The sequence below is a fragment of the Acinetobacter sp. V102_4 genome (genome assembly GCF_031799005.1).
Classification (GTDB): domain Bacteria; phylum Pseudomonadota; class Gammaproteobacteria; order Pseudomonadales; family Moraxellaceae; genus Acinetobacter; species Acinetobacter calcoaceticus.
The window spans coordinates 377,946-396,343 of the sequence record NZ_JAVQNR010000051.1 but is presented as its reverse complement, the minus strand read 5'-3'; the positions used below and the strand labels follow the sequence as shown (position 1 = coordinate 396,343).

Below are 18,398 nucleotides of genomic sequence, written 5' to 3'. Positions count from 1 at the left end.
TCTTCAATATTTCTTCACAAGTCTTATCATACTTTTCGCTAATTGTTTCTAATTGAAAAGTGGTGCGAAGTTTTTGTCTTTTGCTTTATAATAATGTTCTTAGAAGGAATGATCGATTTGGCACATGTTAATTCGCAAGTTATTTAAGTTTGAAAATGCACATGTTGTACGTAACTGTACATCGGATCGTTGTAAGCGATCAATTCATGGACATAGCTATAAAGTCGAATTATTGCTTAAAGCTTCGAAATTAGATCATGGACAAATGGTTTATGATTTTGGGCTTTTAAAAGGGGTAATAAAAGACCTTATCGATAGCTTTGATCATGCAATCTGTTTTTGGGAAAAAGATGATTCTCAATATATTGATGCTTGTCAGACTTTTAGTGCTCGCTGGATTTCTTTACCGGTTTCACCCTCAGCTGAACAGTTCTCTCGTATTTTCTTTTATCTAGCTCAGCAAGTTTTGCAATCAACAATCACTCAAAATGGGGAAGGTGATGTTGAGGTTTATTCAGTTATTGTTCATGAGACCGATACTGGATATGCTCAAAGCTTTATTGAAGATATTCAAAACGAACAAATGGGGATCTTAAGTCTTGATGGAATTGTTTTTTCAGAACAAATTCAGATAGAGTGGGCAAATCCGCAAATGTATGAAGACTTGAAAAAAGGGATGAAATTTAATAATCCTCAAGTTGATTTGCAAGTCGAAGTGTAAATCGAATTACTCTATTTGTAGAATTGAAAATTGATCTAGGATGACCTTAATGCAATTAACTGAGCAACAGCAAGATAAACTCAGTAAAGTTCAATTAGAAGAAAGCTGGAAAATATCTTTAGCACCTTTTTTGTTAAGTCCTCAAATGGATAATTTGCGCGATTTCTTATTTCAAGAGAAGCAAGCACAAAAAATAATATATCCACCGAGTAAACAAATCTTTAGTGCTCTAAATACGACACCATTGGCTGATGTGAAGGTCGTTATTCTGGGACAAGATCCATATCATGGACCGAACCAAGCGAATGGATTAAGTTTCTCTGTTCAAAAAGGTATTGCATTACCACCATCTTTACGTAATATTTTTCATGAATTGCATACAGATTTGGGTATTCCAGCTCCTCGCCATGGTGACTTAACGAAATGGGCTAAACAAGGGGTGCTTTTACTGAACAGCGTGCTTACTGTTGAAGCTGGGCAGCCAACTTCACATCAAAAGCAAGGTTGGGAAGCATTTACTGATGAAGTCATTGATGTTTTGAATGAGCAAAGAGAACATGTGGTATTTATTTTGTGGGGTGCTTATGCACAGCGCAAAGGACAACGTATAAATAGAGATAGACACTTGGTTTTAACCGCCGCACATCCATCACCTCTTGCTGCAAATAGAGGTGGTTTTTTTGGATGCAAAGTGTTCTCAAAAACAAATCAATATTTGAAACAACATGGCATTGAGCCCATAGACTGGCAATTGGACGCATGATGAACTCTCCCAATGTAAATAACTATCACCCGGACTTGGTGGTTGAAGAAGCAAAAAACGGCTGGCGTATAGTACGTTTGAATCGTCCTAAATCATTGCATGCTTTAGATGAGTCAATCGTAACGGCATTATTACGTGTATTTGAAGATTTTCGTGATGATGAGAGCGTTAAAGCAATTTGGTTAGATTCAACTACACCAAAAGCTTTTTGTGCAGGTGGCGACGTTAGAAAATTGCGTCAACTTGTTATAAATCAAGAAGTAGATACTGCGAATAAGTTTTTCCAGCAAGAATATGCTTTAGACTTACTCTTACATAATTATGCTAAACCTGTGGTTGTTTGGGGTGAAGGCTATGTTATGGGTGGTGGTTTAGGCTTGTTTATGGCAGCACCATTCCGTCTAGTAACCCCATATTCTCGTTTGGCAATGCCTGAGATTAATATTGGTTTATATCCAGATGTCGGGGCGAGTCGTTTCCTAGCAGATCGTGGTCCAGTAGGTTTATTTACGGGTTTAACTGGTTCAATCATGACAGCCGCTGGAGCATATAGCATCGGTTGGGCGACACATATTTGTGAAGCACAGCGTGATAATGTTTTGCAAAAAGTTTTAAATATTAATTGGGCTCATTATCCTGCAGGGGATTTCCGCGCAATTGATGATACTTTAAATAGTTTGCATCGTCCTGTTGCGGCAGGTCCATTGCAAAACTCGCTAGATGTGATTCATAGCGTTTGCCGTGGTTTTAATTTTGAACAAGATTACCAAGCTATTGTTAGCTTGCGTGATGCTAGCAGTGATTGGCTCCGCCAAGCGAGTGAGAACTTGCAAAAAGGATCTCCTAGTACTGCGGCAATTACTTGGTTGCTTTGGCAATGGGGTAAACAAATACATTCTTGGGATGAGGTCTTTGATCTAGAAGCTCAGATTTCTGAGTGGAAAATTCGTCATCCTGACTTTGTAGAAGGTGTTCGTGCACGCTTGGTTGATAAAGATTTATCACCAGAATGGAAACCATGTGAAGACCTAAGCCTAAGAGGTATATTAGCTGATTGTCCACCAGTTACCTCAATAGATAGCTGGAATGCTTTGCTTAGACAACATGGTGTGATCACCTAAAATACATGACTGAATATAGTGATGAATATTGGATGCAGCTTGCTTACGAGCAAGCTGAATTAGCCGCTCAGCAGGGCGAGATCCCAGTTGGAGCGGTTGTGGTGAGCCAAAATAGAGTGATTGGGTCGGGATATAATGCTCCAATTAGTTTGTTAGATCCAACTGCACATGCAGAAATTCAGGCTATTCGTGCAGCGTGTTTATCATTAGAAAATTATCGATTACCTGAAGATGCAACTTTATATGTCACTCTTGAGCCGTGCACAATGTGTGTAGGTGCATTAGTACATGCAAGAATCAAACATGTGGTTTTTGGTACAACAGAACCTAAAGCAGGTTCATTGGTAAGCGCTCGTCAATTACTACAACATGGTTATTACAATCACAGATTTACCTTTGAACATGGTTGTTTACAAGAAAAATGTGCTCAACAACTCAGTCATTTTTTTAAACAAAGACGTGAGCAAAAGAAACTAGAAAAACAACAAAAAACGTCCTTAAATGATTAAAAAGTAACATGAGCTTATGGCAAACTAACGCGATTTTACTGCCATGATTCTATTTAATAAGGAACACCCATGCGTAATGTAATTACCGTAAAAAAAGAATTTAATGCTCCTCTTGGTGATGTATTTAACTTGCTCTCTAAACATGCAACTTATAATACTGCTTTTGCACCGTTACAAGTTGTACGAGTAAAAGACTCAGCAGATTCTAAAAGACCTGATGGTTTAGGTTCAGTTCGTCGTATGGGATTTGGTCCAATCAAGCCACTTAAAGAAGAAATTACATTGCTTGAAGAAAATAAAAGCATTGAATATAAATTAATAGACAATCCTTTGATTAAACACCATTTAGGTCGAATCGAGTTTTCTGAAATTACCCCATATATAACTTTAGTTACATACCGCATCGAGTTAACAGCAAAAGCTCCAGTGGTAAGTAAATTAATCCTTGCACAGCTAAAACTAGCCATTACACTAGGCTTTTCGAGATTAGCTAAAGCAATTGCTTCTTAGTGAGAGTTCAATGACAGTTCAAATTATTACTATTGATGGTCCGAGTGGTTCGGGTAAAGGAACATTGGCCGCAAAACTTGCAGCACATTATCAATATCATTTACTCGATTCTGGTGCCTTATATCGTTTATTAGGGTTGTCATTACATAAACACGATTTATTAGAGAAATTAGACAGTCAGCTCGATGAATGCGTTCAATATGCACGTCAACTGGATATTAAATTTGAAACTTCCGCATCAGGGATTTTAGTTTTTCTAGATGGCGAAGATGTATCTCAAACAATTCGTACAGAACGGGTTGGTGAATATGCATCGAAAGTTGCCGCAATTCCAGAACTTAGACAGGCATTATTTGAGCGACAAAGAGCTTTTGCACAAAATCCTGGTTTAGTTGCAGATGGTCGTGACATGGCAACAGCTATTTTTCCTGAAGCAAATGCGAAAATTTATCTAACGGCTTCAGCTGAGTCGCGTGCCGAGCGAAGAGTAAAACAGTTGCAGGGCATGGGCCTAGATGCTAAAATAAACGACATTTTAGCTAATATACAGGCGCGTGACAAAAGAGATATGGAGCGAGAAGTTGCTCCACTCAAGCCAGCCAAAGACGCTTATATCATTGATAGTTCGGAATTAACGATCGATCAGGTATTTAAGTTGATGGTTGATTATGTCGATAGCCGTACCATTTAGCAAATAGAATTATCAGTTGACGCATAGCTTGATCAGTTTATAAAGACTATGTTGATACTTAACTAAACCGGCCTTGTCTGATCCAAGACCGCTGAATTTATCAGGTATATCATGACCGAATCTTTTGCAGCCCTCTTTGAAGAAAGTGAATTAAACCTCAACGTTGAAAAGGGTGCAGTCATCCAAGGTGTTGTTGTAAACATCGATAGCGACTGGGTAACTGTTGACACTGGCCTAAAGTCTGAAGGCATTGTTGACCGTGCTGAATTTTTAAATGAACAACGTGAACTTGAAGTTCAAGTTGGTGATACTGTTGACGTAGTTGTTGAAGCTCTTGACAACGGTATGGGTCAAACAGTTTTATCACGTGAAAAAGCTAAGCGTGCTGAAACTTGGACTAAACTTGAAAAAATCTTTGAAGATGGCGAAATCGTTACTGGTGTTATCTCTGGTAAAGTTAAAGGCGGTTTCACTGTTGACATCGGTCCTGTTCGTGCATTCTTACCAGGTTCATTAGTTGACACTCGTCCTATTCGTGACACTACTCACCTTGAAGGTAAAGAGTTAGAGTTTAAAGTAATCAAACTTGATGCTAAACGTAATAACGTTGTTGTATCTCGTCGTGCTGTTATGGAAGCAGAATCTTCTGCTGACCGTGAAGCATTACTTGCTCAACTTGAAGAAGGTCAAACAGTTACAGGTACAATCAAGAACCTTACTGATTACGGCGCATTCGTTGATCTTGGTGGTATTGATGGTCTTCTCCATATCACAGATATGGCTTGGAAACGTATCAAGCACCCTTCAGAAGTTGTTGAAGTTGGTCAAGAAGTTACTGTTAAAGTACTTAAATTTGACCGTGAGCGTAACCGCGTATCTTTAGGCCTTAAACAATTAGGCGAAGATCCATGGTTAGCGATCATGAGCCGTTACCCTAAAGGTTCTATCGTTAAAGCTCGTGTAACTAACTTAACTGACTACGGTTGTTTCGCTGAAATCGCTGAAGGCGTTGAAGGTTTAGTTCACGTTTCTGAAATGGACCACACTAACAAAAACATCCACCCATCTAAAGTTGTTCAGATTGGTGATGAAGTTGATGTTATGGTTCTTGAAGTTGATGAAGAACGTCGTCGTATCAGCCTTGGTATCAAACAAACTCGTGCTAACCCATGGGAAGAGTTTGCTAAAGCTCATGAGAAAGGCGAAAAAGTATCTGGTACTATCAAGTCTATCACTGACTTTGGTATCTTCATTGGCTTGAACGGCGGTATCGACGGTTTAGTACACTTGTCTGATATTTCTTGGAACGAGCAAGGTGAAGAAGCTATTCGTCGTTACAAGAAAGGTGACACTGTTGAAGCTGTTATCTTGTCTGTAGACGCTGAAGGTAACCGTATCAGCCTTGGTATCAAGCAATTGAACAGCGATCCGTTCAATGATTTCTTAGCTGCTAACGAACGCGGTGCTTTAGTTAAAGGTACTGTAACTGCAGTTGATGCTCGTGGCGCAACTGTTAAGTTAGCTGACGAAGTAGAAGCTACTCTTAAAGCTTCTGAAATCAACCGTGACCGCGTTGAAGATGCAACTAAATTCTTAGAAGTTGGTCAAGAAGTTGAAGCGAAAATCATCAACGTTGATCGTAAATCTCGCTCTATCAACTTGTCTGTTAAAGCAAAAGACGAAGCTGAAGAGAAAGAAGCAGTTGCTACTTTACGTACAGCAACAACAAGTCAAGAAAATGGTCCTAAGACTATTGGTGACTTGATTAAAGCACAAATGAAGTAATAGGTTAACAAAGTACAGTTTCATGTAACGGAATTGTACTTTTTATACAAATTACTGTAAACGGTAGCCTAGTATTCAACATACTGCGCTACCGTTTTGTATTTAAACAGGTTATTATCAGACGACATAGAGTAGCAATAAATAACGAGGTCGTAGATGACTACTGAAGCTCTTAATAAGTCTGATTTGATTGAACGCATTGCGCTAAAAAACCCACACTTAGCTGAACCTTTGGTGGAAGAGGCGGTTAAAATTATGATTGATCAAATGATAGAAGCACTATCAACTGATAATCGAATTGAAATCCGTGGTTTTGGTAGCTTTGCTTTACACCACCGTGATCCAAGAGTTGGTCGCAATCCTAAAACAGGAAGATCAGTTGAAGTGGCAGCTAAAGCTGTTCCGCATTTCAAACCCGGGAAAGCACTGCGTGATGCAGTCAACGAATCCGGAAAATAAATAAAAATTTATAAGTGGGGTGCCTATGCGTTATATTTTAATTGCATTGCTTATTGTTGTATTTGGTTATTCTTTAGCCCTTGTATTGCAAAATCCAACAGAGCTTTCTGTTGATTTGCTATTTACTCAAGTTCCAGCTATGCGATTAGGCTTATTATTGCTACTCACATTAGTACTTGGAACGGTGGTCGGTCTTTTGCTAGGTGTACAGGTTTTCAGGGTTTTTCAACAAAGCTGGGAAATTAAACGTCTTCGTAAAGATATTGACCATTTGAGAAAAGAACAGATTCAAAGTGCTCAATTAGCAGCAGCAGAAGCCGCTGCAAATGTAAGACATGAAAAAACCGTTTTAGATGTTTATCCTCAAGATAAAAACTCTACTCCGCTATAATTCGAACACTACTCTTTATTCACGAATAAAGAGTAGTATATTCCTTAATTTATCAGTGTTTTCTTCTTTTTATTTTTCTAAAAATTAGTCCCCGTGACATTATTGTCTCTAAATTTGAAAGCCTTCCTTATACATTCCTTTATTACTTGATGACTTGTCTATTATAATGACGCTGATTTTATGTGATGGAAGAAAGTCTCTTGAGTATCATTGTTGCGTTAGATGCAAAAAGCCAATATGACGCTTTAAAAATTGTTGAACAACTTGATCCTACTTTATGCCGTGTAAAAGTGGGTAAAGAGCTTTTTACTCATGAAGGCCCATCTGTTGTAAAAAAACTTCAAGAACAAAATTTTGAAGTTTTTCTTGATCTTAAATTTCATGATATTCCAAATACTACCGCTCAGGCTGTTTGTGCAGCAGCTGATTTAGGAGTGTGGATGGTAAATGTTCACGCTTCAGGTGGCCGTAAAATGATGGAAACCTGTGTAGAGCGTTTAAAAGCAGGTAACTATCAAACCCAGCTTATTGCTGTGACAGTACTCACATCAATGGGTCGAGAAGATCTAAAAGATATTGGTCTAGATGTTGAACCTGTAGAGCATGTAAAGCGCTTAGCTAAACTCACTAAAGAAAGTGGCTTGGATGGGGTAGTTTGTTCTGCTCAAGAAGCTAAGATTCTTCGTGAATTAATTGGGCAAGACTTCTCTTTGGTAACACCCGGTATTCGTCCAGAGGGTTCTAATGCGGACGACCAAAAACGTATTGTAACTCCAAAGCAGGCTATGCTTGATGGTTCTACACATCTGGTCATTGGTCGACCGATTACTAAAGCAGAAGATCCAACAGAAATGTTGAAATCTATTCTTGCTTCAATTGCCTAAAAATTTAGAAATAAGCTAATTAATAACGGGGCGAGTAGGCTTAATAATAAGCCACTCATCATGGCATGTGGTACATAATGTGTACCACATGACTGTTTTACCATTGCTAAGGTAGCATCCATTGACGTTGCGCCAGCACTTGAGATAGCAGGGCGAGGAAAACGCCATCCCATGGTATACATTAAAAATATAGCAACAATTTCTCTAAATAAATCAGTCAATAGCGCGATGCCACCTAGTTCTGCCGAATGTAATTGCGTAAATAAGATCCCTGACATTGAGTACCAGCCATAACCTTGTGCTAATGCTAATGTTTCGTTCAGTGCAAAATGCTTGTTAAGCAAAAAGTAGTTGAAGAAGCCAGCAATACATGACCCTATAAAAGCAGCTAAAGGTACAATTAAAACCTTCCAGCTTAACCACGTACGGTTGAAATGAGTGAAGGCAAGTTCAATACCAATTAAGAAAATAAACAGTAATAATAAATACCAACTATTAAATGCCATATGTGAATTGAATTGAGTGACAATAGCTCCCAATAGAACACCGACACCTAAGGCAAGAAAGGCTTTTGCAATATTCTTTAAAGCATTTACAAAAAGTTGAAGTGAGATTTTTCCTTTTACACTTTGTTTATCAAAAATTGTATAAGCCAATAAACACGTAAAAAAAGAACCAAAAGATGTGGTAAGTGCAATGATTATAGCTGGTGGAAGTATCGCAGAAGGGTTCTCAATTTGATCAAGTGCTAGTGTTAATTCTAAAGCTACACTTGCTAAGAGAATATAAGAAAAATAGGGTAGTATTTTGAAAATAAACTGTCGGATATTTAGAGATAGTCTAGGTGCTAGAAAATAGCCGAAAGCAATTGCTAAAAAAATTTGAATGATAAGATAAAAGGATTGCATATAATAATAGGTGGATTGTTTTTAACCCACCTATTATGTCTTGAACATTTTAAGCTGCATAGCTCTGTGAGCTTTTATTTAAGAGTAAGTAATCTTTAGGATTAACTTTGCGCGTTTCTAACCAATACTTCCATGTATAGGTTGGCCATAACGAAAAGTTTTTTCCATCGGCAGATTGATACCAGCTACTACAGCCTCCAGCTTGCCACACAGTCCCTTGAAGCTGAGTTTGAACTCGCTCGTTAAAAGCATCTTGAACTTCTGGTTTGATCTCAATTGCTTTTTGACCAGATTTCTCTACGAGTTGAATAAGTTGTAAAATGTAATTTACTTGAGATTCAATCATAAAAATAACTGAATTATGACCTAATACTGTATTAGGGCCGACTAATTGAAATAGGTTAGGAAAGTTTTTAGTCATAATGCCATAATAACTTTCTGCACCATCTTTCCATGCCTGTTTTAACTCGATTTGATTACGTCCAATACAAGTGAAATGTTTTAAGTAAATACGTGGGTCTGTTATAAAGCCTGTGCCGTAAATTAAGCAATCAATAGGTCGTTCTTTACCATCTTTAGTAATAATACTGTTTTCCTTAATTTCTTGAATGCTATCTGTTATTAGCTCAACATTTTTACGGTTAAATGTAGGGAAGTATTTATTTGAAATAAGAATACGTTTACATCCCATCACAAAGTCCGGTGTGAGCTTCTTAGCTACTTCCTTGTCTTTAACTTGGAAGCGAATGAAAGCTTCTGCCAACTTTTGACCATATTTCATAATTTGAGGTTGAACAATCGGTACAACACGTGACTCATTACTCCAATAGAGACGACTACGATGAATTTGGCGATAAATATTGGAAGATTTGAATAATGCTTTACTCAAACTGGAGTATTTACGTTCATCTCGTGGTATTACCCATGCTGCCGTTCTTTGAAATACATAGAGCTGCTTAACATCTCCAGCTATTTCCGGAATATATTGAATTGCGCTACCACCTGTACCAATAGATGCAACTGATTTACCATTCAAATTATAGTCATGTTCCCATTGTGATGAATGGAAAACTTTCCCTTTAAATTTTTCGATACCCTGAATATGTGGAATTTGCGGGATATGCAACGGGCCTGATGCAAAAACTACAAATTGAGCTTCGATCGAAGGCTGATTTTTAAAATCTAAAGTCCACACGTGACGTGCTTCATCATATTGGATATTACTCACATCATGGTTAAACTTGCAGTAATCTTTAATCTTATGTTTTTTTGTAATATCTTGAATATATTGAAAAATCTCTGGAGCTTCAGCATAGCGTTTTGACCAGTCTGTTTTAGGTGCAAAAGAGAGGGAATACATATGAGATTGAACATCACATGCTGCACCTGGGTAGCGATTTTCCCGCCAAGTTCCGCCAACATCATTTGATTTTTCTAAAATAACAAAGTCTTGCTGTTGATTTTGCAGTAAACGGATTGCCATTCCTAGGCCACCAAATCCAGCACCAATAATAGCGATTTTAGTTTTTTGAATAGCATCTTGCTTTGCGTTTAGCATTGGAAACCCTGCATAAGCTAAAAGGAGGATTGCAGGCAAGACTAACGTTTTTTAACCAGTTTAAACATGATTGTATCGACGTGAAAATTGATAGATTCGGCAATTAATTTTCTTTCTTGTTTATAGTAAAACATTTGAGTCTAGGGAAATTGATAGAAGAATGAAACGGTCGATACTTGGTTTAATGTATTTAATTCAAGGAATGCGCAATGCAGGCATTGATGTCGACTCACGTTTGGCTGGTATAGGAATTAAGGTTGATGCTTTAGATCCGAGTTCCACAATTCATGATCGCCTAGAATGGGATATTCAGCAAATTATTAGTGAAAATGTTGAGCCTGAAAAGGGCCTATTTATTGGACAGCATTATGCTTTAGCCGGTTACGGACCATTGCTCATGTTGCTTGTCACAAGTAATGATGTTCAAACTGCATTAAATAAAGGGATAAAGTATCAAAAACTTACTCATTTATTTGGTGCTTTAGGCCTAGATGAAACTGATGAGCGTACAATTTTAAGTTATTTGCCTGTTGATTTGAAAACACAAATTGGCAAGTTGCGGGCACAATGTGAAGTTTCGGGGACTTATAAATTTATTCAAGATATTTATACGATGATGGGATTGCAAATGCCCGCTATGCGTATAGAACTTCCGTTTGAAAAACCAACTGACTCAGATACTTTATCTCGCTATTTTGCATACTATGGCGATGATGTGCACTTTAATGGTAAATATGCAGCATTTAGCCTAAGTAAGGATGTGCTTGAAATTAAGATTCCTTCAGCGGATATCATTACACATCGTATTTATGAATCAAAATGTATTACAGAAATAACAAGATTAAATCAACAAGATCACCAAACTCCACATATTATACAATGTGTGCAAGATTATCTTGAGTTGCAACAAGGTATTATCCCGAGCATGGCGGAAACTGCTTTTGCATTGAAAATGCCTGAAAGGACATTAAGGCATCAATTGCAACAGTTAAATACGAGTTATAAGCAAATTCGTGAACAAATCATCAAGAATAAGGCATTAAAGCTTATGGAATATAGGGAATACTCAATAGAAGTTATTGCTGAATTGCTCGGTTATTCTGAACCAGCGGCGTTTAATCATGCATTTAAACGATGGTTTGGACAGAGTCCTCGACAATATGGCAAAGAGTCATCGTCGTAATTCTTGATGCTAAAAGCTAATGTGGTTGAACAAAATGTTCGCTATACTCCTATCAGTTAAAATTGAAATAAAACGATATGTTAAATTTAAAATCTTCTCATAGTACTGCATTCTCACCTTCTTCCCCAGCAGAACGCTATGCTGAGGCTTTAGCTTCAGGCCAGTTTATGGCAGATGAAGCGCAAGCACAGGCAGTGCAAGAATTAGATCGCGTATGGAAAGAACTTTTAAACCGTTATAAAGCTTCTAAAAAAGCTTTCCGTCGTTTTCGCCGCCAAACATCACCTAAAGGTGTCTATATGTGGGGTGGTGTAGGTCGTGGAAAAACTTGGCTTATGGATCAATTTTATGAGTCAGTGCCGTTTCGTCGTAAAACACGTATGCATTTTCATCATTTCATGCAACATGTTCATAAAGAGCTAAATAAGCTTTCAGGCCAACGTAATCCACTTGAAATCGTGGCTGACCAAATTTATAAAGATGCAGTCGTTATTTGTTTTGATGAGTTCTTTGTATCAAACGTAACAGATGCAATGATTCTGAGTGATTTATTTCAAAAATTGTTTGTTCGTGGCGTGACATTAATTGCAACATCAAACATTGCACCAGACGGCTTATATAAAAACGGTATTCATCGTGACCGTTTCTTGCCAACAATTGAAATGGTTAAAAAGAACTGCGCTATTTTAAATGTAGATGCAGGTGTAGATTATCGTTTACGCGTATTAAAACAAGCTCAATTATTTAAATCACCCTTAAGTAATGAAGTCCAAAACTGGATGTCGGAACGTTTTAGTGCATTAACTCATACACAAGCTCATTCTCAAGAGCCCATTGTAATCAATAATCGTATTGTTGAGACTCTAGGGCATACAGAAGATGTATTGTGGTGTGAATTTTCTGAACTCTGCTTTAAACCACGTAGCCCAGCAGATTTTATTGAAATTGCAAATATCTATAATACGGTTCTGGTGAGTAATGTTCCTCATTTAACAGATTTCTTGTCTGAAGGCACACGTCGTTTTATTTATCTAGTCGATGAGTTTTATGACCGTGGAGTAAAATTACTTTTAACTTCTCAAGATAGTATTATTGATATTTATCAAGGTGAAAAGTTAGCATTTGAAATTGAGCGTACTCGTTCGCGTTTATTAGAAATGCAATCTGATGAATATTTGCATTCAGAACATCGCCATATTGATGAAGCTAAAAAAGCATAAAAAATAGATATGAAAAGCGCTCTAGATTGAGCGCTTTTTTTACAACAAAAATAAATAAATTTCGTTAAATAGTGCTTTTTCAAGCTGCAAAGTTTGATATAACTAAATACGCTTTAGAAAAATAAGATAGTGAAATTTTTTGTCTGTTAACAAAAAGTCTAGTTTCAGTATCTTTAAATATTGAATAAATTGTTGGGAATCCTAGTTAGAATTTTAATATTTTCTATATAGAAAAATTTATCTTTGTCAATAGTTTTACAAGGGAAAATGCTTACTATTTAGGAATGTGATATTAGTATTCAGCTTAATTTAAATCGGTATACTAGGATTCTCTTGGTATAAAAAGTAGCAACTTCAGGAAAGACAATGACTGCACGTATTCAAAAAGGCAAGTTAGCGATTGCTAAAGAACTTTACGATTTTATCGAAAATGAAGCTTTACCAGGTTCTGGTTTAGATAGTGAAACTTACTGGAAGAACTTTGAGCAAGTTGTTGTCGATCTTAGCCCAAAAAATAAAGCATTATTGGCTAAGCGTGATGAATTACAAGCAAAAATTGATGAATGGCATCGTAACAACAAATTTGAATTAGGTGCTTATAAGGCGTTCTTAACTGAAATTGGTTATTTATTGCCAGAAGTTGAAGATTTTCAAATTACAACTGAAAATGTTGATGAAGAAATCGCATTATTGGCAGGACCGCAGTTAGTTGTGCCTGTACGTAATGCACGTTATAGCTTAAATGCAGCAAATGCTCGTTGGGGTTCTTTATATGATGCACTTTACGGCTTCGATGTAATTTCTGAAGAAGGCGGAGCTGAGAAAGGTAAAGGATATAATCCTGTACGTGGTGCAAAAGTAATTGAGTTCGCTAAAAATTTCTTAAATGAAGTTTTTCCACTTGTGCAAGGTTCGCATGCAGATGCAACAAAATATGCGATTGAGCAAAATAAACTTGTTGTAACTTTGAAAGATGGTTCAAAAACAGGTTTAGCTCATGAAGCTCAGTTCGTTGGTTTCAATGGTGAAGAGGCGAATCCTACAGAAGTTGTACTTCTAAGTAATGGCCTTCATGTCATTATCGAAATTGATGCATCTAGCCCAATTGGTCAAACTGATTTAGCTGGTGTTAAAGATTTAACATTTGAAGCAGCTGTAACTACAATTCAGGATTTAGAAGATTCTGTTGCAGCAGTAGACGCTGAAGAAAAAGTTGAAGGCTATCGTAACTGGTTAGGTTTAATGAAGGGTACGCTTCAAGAATCTATCGAGAAAAATGGTAAAACGATTGTTCGTGATTTAAATAAAGACCGCGAAATTAAAAACTTAATTGGTGGCACAACAAAACTTCATGGTCGTTCACTTATGTTACTTCGTAACGTAGGTCATTTAATGACTAACCCAGCTATTTTAGTAGATGGGGAAGAAATTTTCGAAGGAATTATGGATGCATTGGTAACACCATTATTGTCAGTTGCTGATATCCGTAGTGAAAACGAAAACAAGAACTCACGTAAAGGTTCTATGTATATTGTTAAACCAAAAATGCATGGTCCAGAAGAAGTTGCGTTTGCTGTAGAGTTATTTGAACGTGCTGAACAGGCGATTGGATTACCAGCGAAGTCATTAAAAATCGGTATTATGGATGAAGAACGTCGTACATCTATAAACTTGAAAAACTGTATCGCTGCTGCAAAAGACCGTACTATCTTTATTAATACTGGTTTCATGGACCGTACTGGCGATGAAATTCATACGTCTATGGAAGCTGCACCAGTTGTTCGTAAAGAAGCTGTAAAAACACAAAAATGGATTGCTGCTTACGAAAACCGTAACGTTGCAATTGGTTTGAAGTCTGGTTTACAAGGTAAAGCACAAATTGGTAAAGGCATGTGGCCAAAACCAGATAGCATGAAAGATATGTTGGCAACTAAAGCTGCACATCCAAATGCGGGTGCATCATGTGCTTGGGTTCCATCTCCAGCAGGTGCAGTGCTTCATGCGATGCATTACCATCAAGTTAATGTAAAAGCGCGTCAAGATCAGTTAAAAGCTGAAGAAATGTTGTCATTAGACGACTTGTTGACTCCGCCGTTTGCACCTGAAACAAATTGGTCAGCAGAAGAGATCAACAACGAACTTGAAAATAACTGCCAAGGTATTTTGGGTTATGTAGTTCGTTGGGTTGACTTAGGTGTGGGGTGTTCGAAAGTTCCTGATATTAACAACGTGGGCTTGATGGAAGACCGTGCAACATTACGTATTTCTTCTCAACACGTTGCGAACTGGTTACGTCACGGTATTGTGACTCGTGAACAAGTTGAAGAAGTGCTTAAACGCATGGCAAAAATTGTTGATGAGCAAAACGCGAATGACCCATTGTACAAACCAATGGCAGCTAACTTTGAAACCAATATTGCTTTCCAAGCAGCTTCTGACCTCATCTTTAAAGGTTGTGAACAGCCTTCAGGTTATACTGAGCCGTTACTTCATGCTGCTCGTTTAAAGTTAAAAGGTTATACAGGTGACTAATTTTAACCTGTCATAAAAAAAGCCTCTTCGGAGGCTTTTTTTTATTTTCGGTATATTTTGTGCTTATAGAAAGTAGATTTATAGCTAAAAGGTTTTAAATTTGATTAATTTAAAAAATCTCAATCGAGAGAATTGGATTCAATGTGCAAGATTATCATTGGATGAATCTCAAAAAGATTATGTTGCGCCAAATGTATATTCTATTGCTGAGTCTAAAGTGGAGGAACATTACTGTCCACGAGTGATCTGTTTTGATGATGAAGTCGTTGGTTTCTTAATGTATTGTGTCGAAATTGATCCACCTGATGAGACATTGTTTTGGTTGTTTCGCTTTATGATTGATGCAAATAATCAAGCCAAAGGTTATGGTACCGCAGCTTTGCAAATGGCGATTGATGAAATATTCACAAAAGGAGCTAAACGCATTCGAACGATGTATAAATCATCTAATCACGTTGCTAATAAACTTTATAAAAAAATAGGTTTTATAGAAACTGGAGAACATGATGAGTGTGGAGATATTATTTTAGTGTTGAATATTTCCCTTCAAAAAAAACGCTAACTGAAGATTCAAGTTAGCGTAGGAGTTAATAGAATTAAATAGATTTAAAAGCAATATTAGTTACTGCTCACAATTCCAATTTTAGTGACACCTAAACGCTGTGCTGTAGCCATAACCATTGCTACGTTTTTATATTCAGCCATTTGGTCAGGTTTAAGTTTGATCTGGTCTTGATCTTTTTTGGCAACAACACTTTGAAATAACGTCTCTAGTGCGGTGCGGTCAGAAACCTGTTGGTTATTCCAAAATACTTTGCCAGCTGAATCAATACGAACATCAATGACTTCAGGTGGCTTTTCATTTGTTGGTGGCGGTGTACCATTTGGCAAATTAATATTAATCGCGTTGTTTGGCGCAGGTATGGTAATAATAAACATAATAATGAGTACCAGCATGACATCAATAAGAGGTGTCATGTTGACTTCCAACATCACGTCATCATCATTATTTGAGCCGACATTCATACCCATAAAATTCTCCTTAAGTTAATTACGGGGAGGCTGGAGGGCTAGTAACAAAGGCAATTTTGCCAATACCGGCTTGTTTGGTGGTGCTAATCACCTGATCTATTGCCTCAAAATGGGTAAGCTGATCTCCACGAATGTGTACCTCTGGCTGAGGTCTTTTTTGTGCAACTGCTTGGAGTTTTGATAACAATATTTCTTTGTTAGGCACATAACTTTCGTTCCAAAAAATATCTCCTTTCTTGTTTACAGAAAGTTGAATATTTTCAGGCGTGGTTGCGTACGGAGTATTTTTTTCTTCTGGCAGTTTCACAGGAACCGTATGTGTAACTACCGGTATCGTAATAAGAAAAATAATAAGTAAAACCAACATGACATCCACGAGAGGCGTCGTGTTAATTGTGCCAATCATTTCATCATCATCTTCAGAGCCAACACTCATACCCATAATGTTTACTCCTGATTATTTAATGCTGCGGTTAATGGAGTTATTGGTATTAATTTCTCCGCTTAATAAAACCGCATGCAAATCTGAACCAAACGAACGGACATTTTCCATAACTGCTTTATTACGGCGAGTTAGCCAGTTGTAACCAAGTACAGCAGGTACTGCGACTGCGAGGCCAATAGCTGTCATAATTAAAGCTTCACCGACAGGACCAGCAACTTTATCAATAGATGCCTGACCTGAAATGCCGATAGCTGTTAATGCGTGATAAATTCCCCAAACCGTACCAAAAAGACCAACAAATGGTGCCGTTGATCCAACTGTTGCCAAGAAAGCTAAACCACCACCTAAGTGATTTTGTATTTTTTCAATTGCGCGTTGAATTGAAATGCTTACCCATGTATTAAAGTCAATACGTTCAAGTAAAGAGCCGCCGTGTGATTTGGTTGAATTAATGCCTTTTTCTGCAATAAAGCGATATGCGCTGCTTTGCTCTAGATTGTCGGCTGCATTATCTAGTGAAGTTGCTTCCCAAAAACTTTTCTCTGCTTCTTTACCTTGGCGCTTTACTTTAGCTTGCTGTAAGAATTTAGAAATAATGATGTACCACGTACCAATCGACATGAGTACTAATATAAATAAAGTAGATTTAGCAACTAAATCTCCCTCACGCCAAAGCGCTTCTAGGCCATAGGGATTTTTAACAGTTTCGCTAGTTGCTGGCTTTGGTGGTGGAGTTGGAGTATTTGCATTTGAAGTGGCTTCAGTAGTTGCTGTTGCAACAGGAGTATTCGTTTCTTCTGCAAAAACCGAGCTTAATGGAAGTAAAGAGCATGCTGCGATTAAACTTGCAGAAGCGAAGCGTACTAGGGGTTGAGTTGGTTTTTTCATCATATTATCTCCAATATTTTTAATTTCTTGCTAATTCAGTTGTTTATTCAATTACGAATGGATATTCAATTTCATACCAGTCTTGCTGAGGCACGCCATCTTTCATTGCTGGTTTGAACGTACATAAGCTGTAGGCTTTAGTTGCCGCCTTATCTAAAATTTTGCTGCCACTCGATTTTTTTACTTTGGCATCAATAACTTTGCCGGATGTATCAACCAGAACACGTATACGCACTGTCCCTTGTTCTTCATTCATAAGTGCTTCACGTGGATATTCTGGTTTTTCACAGCCAGCAGAACCCTCTGAAACACCACGACTTACACCAGCTGGTTTGGGTGTCGGCGCAGCAGCCACTGGAGCAGGTGCGGCAACAGGGCTTGGTGATGGGGTACTAGGTGCAGCAGGAGCTGGAGTAGCCACTTTAGTTGGTTGAGCTACCGGTGTCGTTTTTTGTACCGGTGTTGCTACTTTCTCTACTTGTTTAGGCGGCTCAGGTAATTTGGCTACCTTTTCTACCATTTTAGGTGGCTCAGGCGGTTTTTCCTTAGGCTTGGGCTCCTCTGGTTTTGGAGGAGGCGGTGGCTTAATATCCTGAATAATTTGTAATTCCACAGGTTTTTCTGCTGGTTTTTGAATATTGTTTGCTAAACCTGACATCAGAATATAGGCAACAATAAGATGCAGAAAAAGCACTGCGGCAATACCAATAAGGCGCTTTGCAGATTTATTTTCTATGTCTGTAAAAGTCATGCCCATAGTTACTCCTGAAACTGTAGACAAACAATTTTTTTAAATGA

Annotated in this window: 20 protein-coding genes; 14 read left to right on the top strand and 6 right to left on the bottom strand. The window is 37.7% G+C overall.

Features of this window, described 5'->3' with window-relative positions; genetic code table 11:
- Window positions 1–124: 124 nt before the first annotated feature.
- The 10 genes from RMB13_RS17645 (at window position 125) to pyrF (ending at window position 7,834) form a co-directional block, all read left to right on the top strand.
- Window positions 125–721: a 6-carboxytetrahydropterin synthase gene (locus tag RMB13_RS17645; protein WP_003651480.1), complete on the top strand. Its 597-nt coding sequence runs from the start codon at window positions 125–127 to the stop codon at window positions 719–721.
- Window positions 722–770: 49 nt separating this feature from the next.
- Window positions 771–1,484: a uracil-DNA glycosylase gene (gene ung / locus RMB13_RS17640; protein ID WP_005041081.1), complete on the top strand. Its 714-nt coding sequence runs from the start codon at window positions 771–773 to the stop codon at window positions 1,482–1,484.
- A complete protein-coding gene (locus RMB13_RS17635) occupies window positions 1,481–2,605 on the top strand; it encodes an enoyl-CoA hydratase/isomerase family protein (RefSeq protein WP_003651483.1) in 1,125 nt (374 codons plus the stop codon). The genes ung and RMB13_RS17635 overlap by 4 nt, the downstream gene beginning before the upstream one ends.
- A gap of 5 nt (window positions 2,606–2,610) precedes the next feature.
- Window positions 2,611–3,114 carry a tRNA adenosine(34) deaminase TadA gene (gene tadA / locus RMB13_RS17630; RefSeq protein ID WP_311085934.1) on the top strand — a complete coding sequence of 168 codons (504 nt, stop codon included), beginning with the start codon at window positions 2,611–2,613 and terminating at the stop codon, window positions 3,112–3,114.
- A gap of 69 nt (window positions 3,115–3,183) precedes the next feature.
- Window positions 3,184–3,624: an SRPBCC family protein gene (locus RMB13_RS17625; protein WP_004642638.1), complete on the top strand. Its 441-nt coding sequence runs from the start codon at window positions 3,184–3,186 to the stop codon at window positions 3,622–3,624.
- Window positions 3,625–3,634: 10 nt separating this feature from the next.
- Window positions 3,635–4,315, top strand: coding sequence for a (d)CMP kinase (gene cmk, locus RMB13_RS17620; RefSeq protein WP_311085933.1), 681 nt, complete (start codon window positions 3,635–3,637; stop codon window positions 4,313–4,315).
- Between the two features lie 111 nt (window positions 4,316–4,426).
- Window positions 4,427–6,100, top strand: coding sequence for a 30S ribosomal protein S1 (rpsA, locus tag RMB13_RS17615; protein WP_005041073.1), 1,674 nt, complete (start codon window positions 4,427–4,429; stop codon window positions 6,098–6,100).
- Window positions 6,101–6,256: 156 nt separating this feature from the next.
- On the top strand, window positions 6,257–6,559 hold the full coding sequence (locus RMB13_RS17610) for an integration host factor subunit beta (protein ID WP_003651488.1): 303 nt from the start codon (window positions 6,257–6,259) through the stop codon (window positions 6,557–6,559).
- Window positions 6,560–6,584: 25 nt separating this feature from the next.
- A complete protein-coding gene (locus tag RMB13_RS17605) occupies window positions 6,585–6,950 on the top strand; it encodes a lipopolysaccharide assembly protein LapA domain-containing protein (RefSeq protein WP_005041071.1) in 366 nt (121 codons plus the stop codon).
- 185 nt (window positions 6,951–7,135) lie between these two features.
- The gene (gene pyrF, locus RMB13_RS17600; protein ID WP_005041069.1) at window positions 7,136–7,834 is read left to right on the top strand and encodes an orotidine-5'-phosphate decarboxylase; all 699 of its coding nucleotides are present in this window, start codon (window positions 7,136–7,138) and stop codon (window positions 7,832–7,834) included.
- On the opposite strand, the gene RMB13_RS17595 is transcribed toward pyrF, so the two are convergent.
- Both RMB13_RS17595 and RMB13_RS17590 read right to left on the bottom strand, forming a co-directional pair.
- A complete protein-coding gene (locus RMB13_RS17595) occupies window positions 7,831–8,742 on the bottom strand; it encodes a lysine exporter LysO family protein (protein ID WP_132070091.1) in 912 nt (303 codons plus the stop codon). The genes pyrF and RMB13_RS17595 overlap by 4 nt on opposite strands.
- Window positions 8,743–8,791: 49 nt before the next feature.
- Complete coding sequence (locus tag RMB13_RS17590; protein WP_311085932.1) at window positions 8,792–10,339, bottom strand: NAD(P)/FAD-dependent oxidoreductase; 1,548 nt, start codon at window positions 10,337–10,339, stop codon at window positions 8,792–8,794.
- A 121-nt stretch (window positions 10,340–10,460) separates the two neighbouring features.
- On the opposite strand from RMB13_RS17590, the gene RMB13_RS17585 reads away from it, so the two are divergent.
- From RMB13_RS17585 to RMB13_RS17570, 4 genes are all read left to right on the top strand, one after another.
- Window positions 10,461–11,483: an AraC family transcriptional regulator gene (locus tag RMB13_RS17585; RefSeq protein WP_042896508.1), complete on the top strand. Its 1,023-nt coding sequence runs from the start codon at window positions 10,461–10,463 to the stop codon at window positions 11,481–11,483.
- 77 nt (window positions 11,484–11,560) lie between these two features.
- The gene (gene zapE / locus RMB13_RS17580; RefSeq protein ID WP_311085931.1) at window positions 11,561–12,703 is read left to right on the top strand and encodes a cell division protein ZapE; all 1,143 of its coding nucleotides are present in this window, start codon (window positions 11,561–11,563) and stop codon (window positions 12,701–12,703) included.
- 366 nt (window positions 12,704–13,069) lie between these two features.
- Window positions 13,070–15,235, top strand: a complete 2,166-nt coding sequence (locus tag RMB13_RS17575; RefSeq protein WP_311085930.1) for a malate synthase G — start codon at window positions 13,070–13,072, stop codon at window positions 15,233–15,235.
- 100 nt (window positions 15,236–15,335) lie between these two features.
- The gene (locus RMB13_RS17570) at window positions 15,336–15,797 is read left to right on the top strand and encodes a GNAT family N-acetyltransferase (RefSeq protein ID WP_311085929.1); all 462 of its coding nucleotides are present in this window, start codon (window positions 15,336–15,338) and stop codon (window positions 15,795–15,797) included.
- 56 nt (window positions 15,798–15,853) lie between these two features.
- Here the strand turns inward: RMB13_RS17570 and RMB13_RS17565 are convergent, their stop codons facing one another.
- Genes RMB13_RS17565 through RMB13_RS17550 form a run of 4 tightly spaced genes read right to left on the bottom strand, consistent with a single transcriptional unit; the run spans window position 15,854 to window position 18,357 of the window.
- Window positions 15,854–16,267, bottom strand: a complete 414-nt coding sequence (locus RMB13_RS17565; RefSeq protein ID WP_151987985.1) for a biopolymer transporter ExbD — start codon at window positions 16,265–16,267, stop codon at window positions 15,854–15,856.
- A gap of 19 nt (window positions 16,268–16,286) precedes the next feature.
- Window positions 16,287–16,709 carry a biopolymer transporter ExbD gene (locus tag RMB13_RS17560; RefSeq protein WP_056479653.1) on the bottom strand — a complete coding sequence of 141 codons (423 nt, stop codon included), beginning with the start codon at window positions 16,707–16,709 and terminating at the stop codon, window positions 16,287–16,289.
- Between the two features lie 15 nt (window positions 16,710–16,724).
- A complete protein-coding gene (locus RMB13_RS17555) occupies window positions 16,725–17,603 on the bottom strand; it encodes a MotA/TolQ/ExbB proton channel family protein (RefSeq protein WP_311085928.1) in 879 nt (292 codons plus the stop codon).
- 40 nt (window positions 17,604–17,643) lie between these two features.
- Window positions 17,644–18,357 carry an energy transducer TonB gene (locus tag RMB13_RS17550; protein ID WP_311085927.1) on the bottom strand — a complete coding sequence of 238 codons (714 nt, stop codon included), beginning with the start codon at window positions 18,355–18,357 and terminating at the stop codon, window positions 17,644–17,646.
- Window positions 18,358–18,398: the final 41 nt, after the last annotated feature.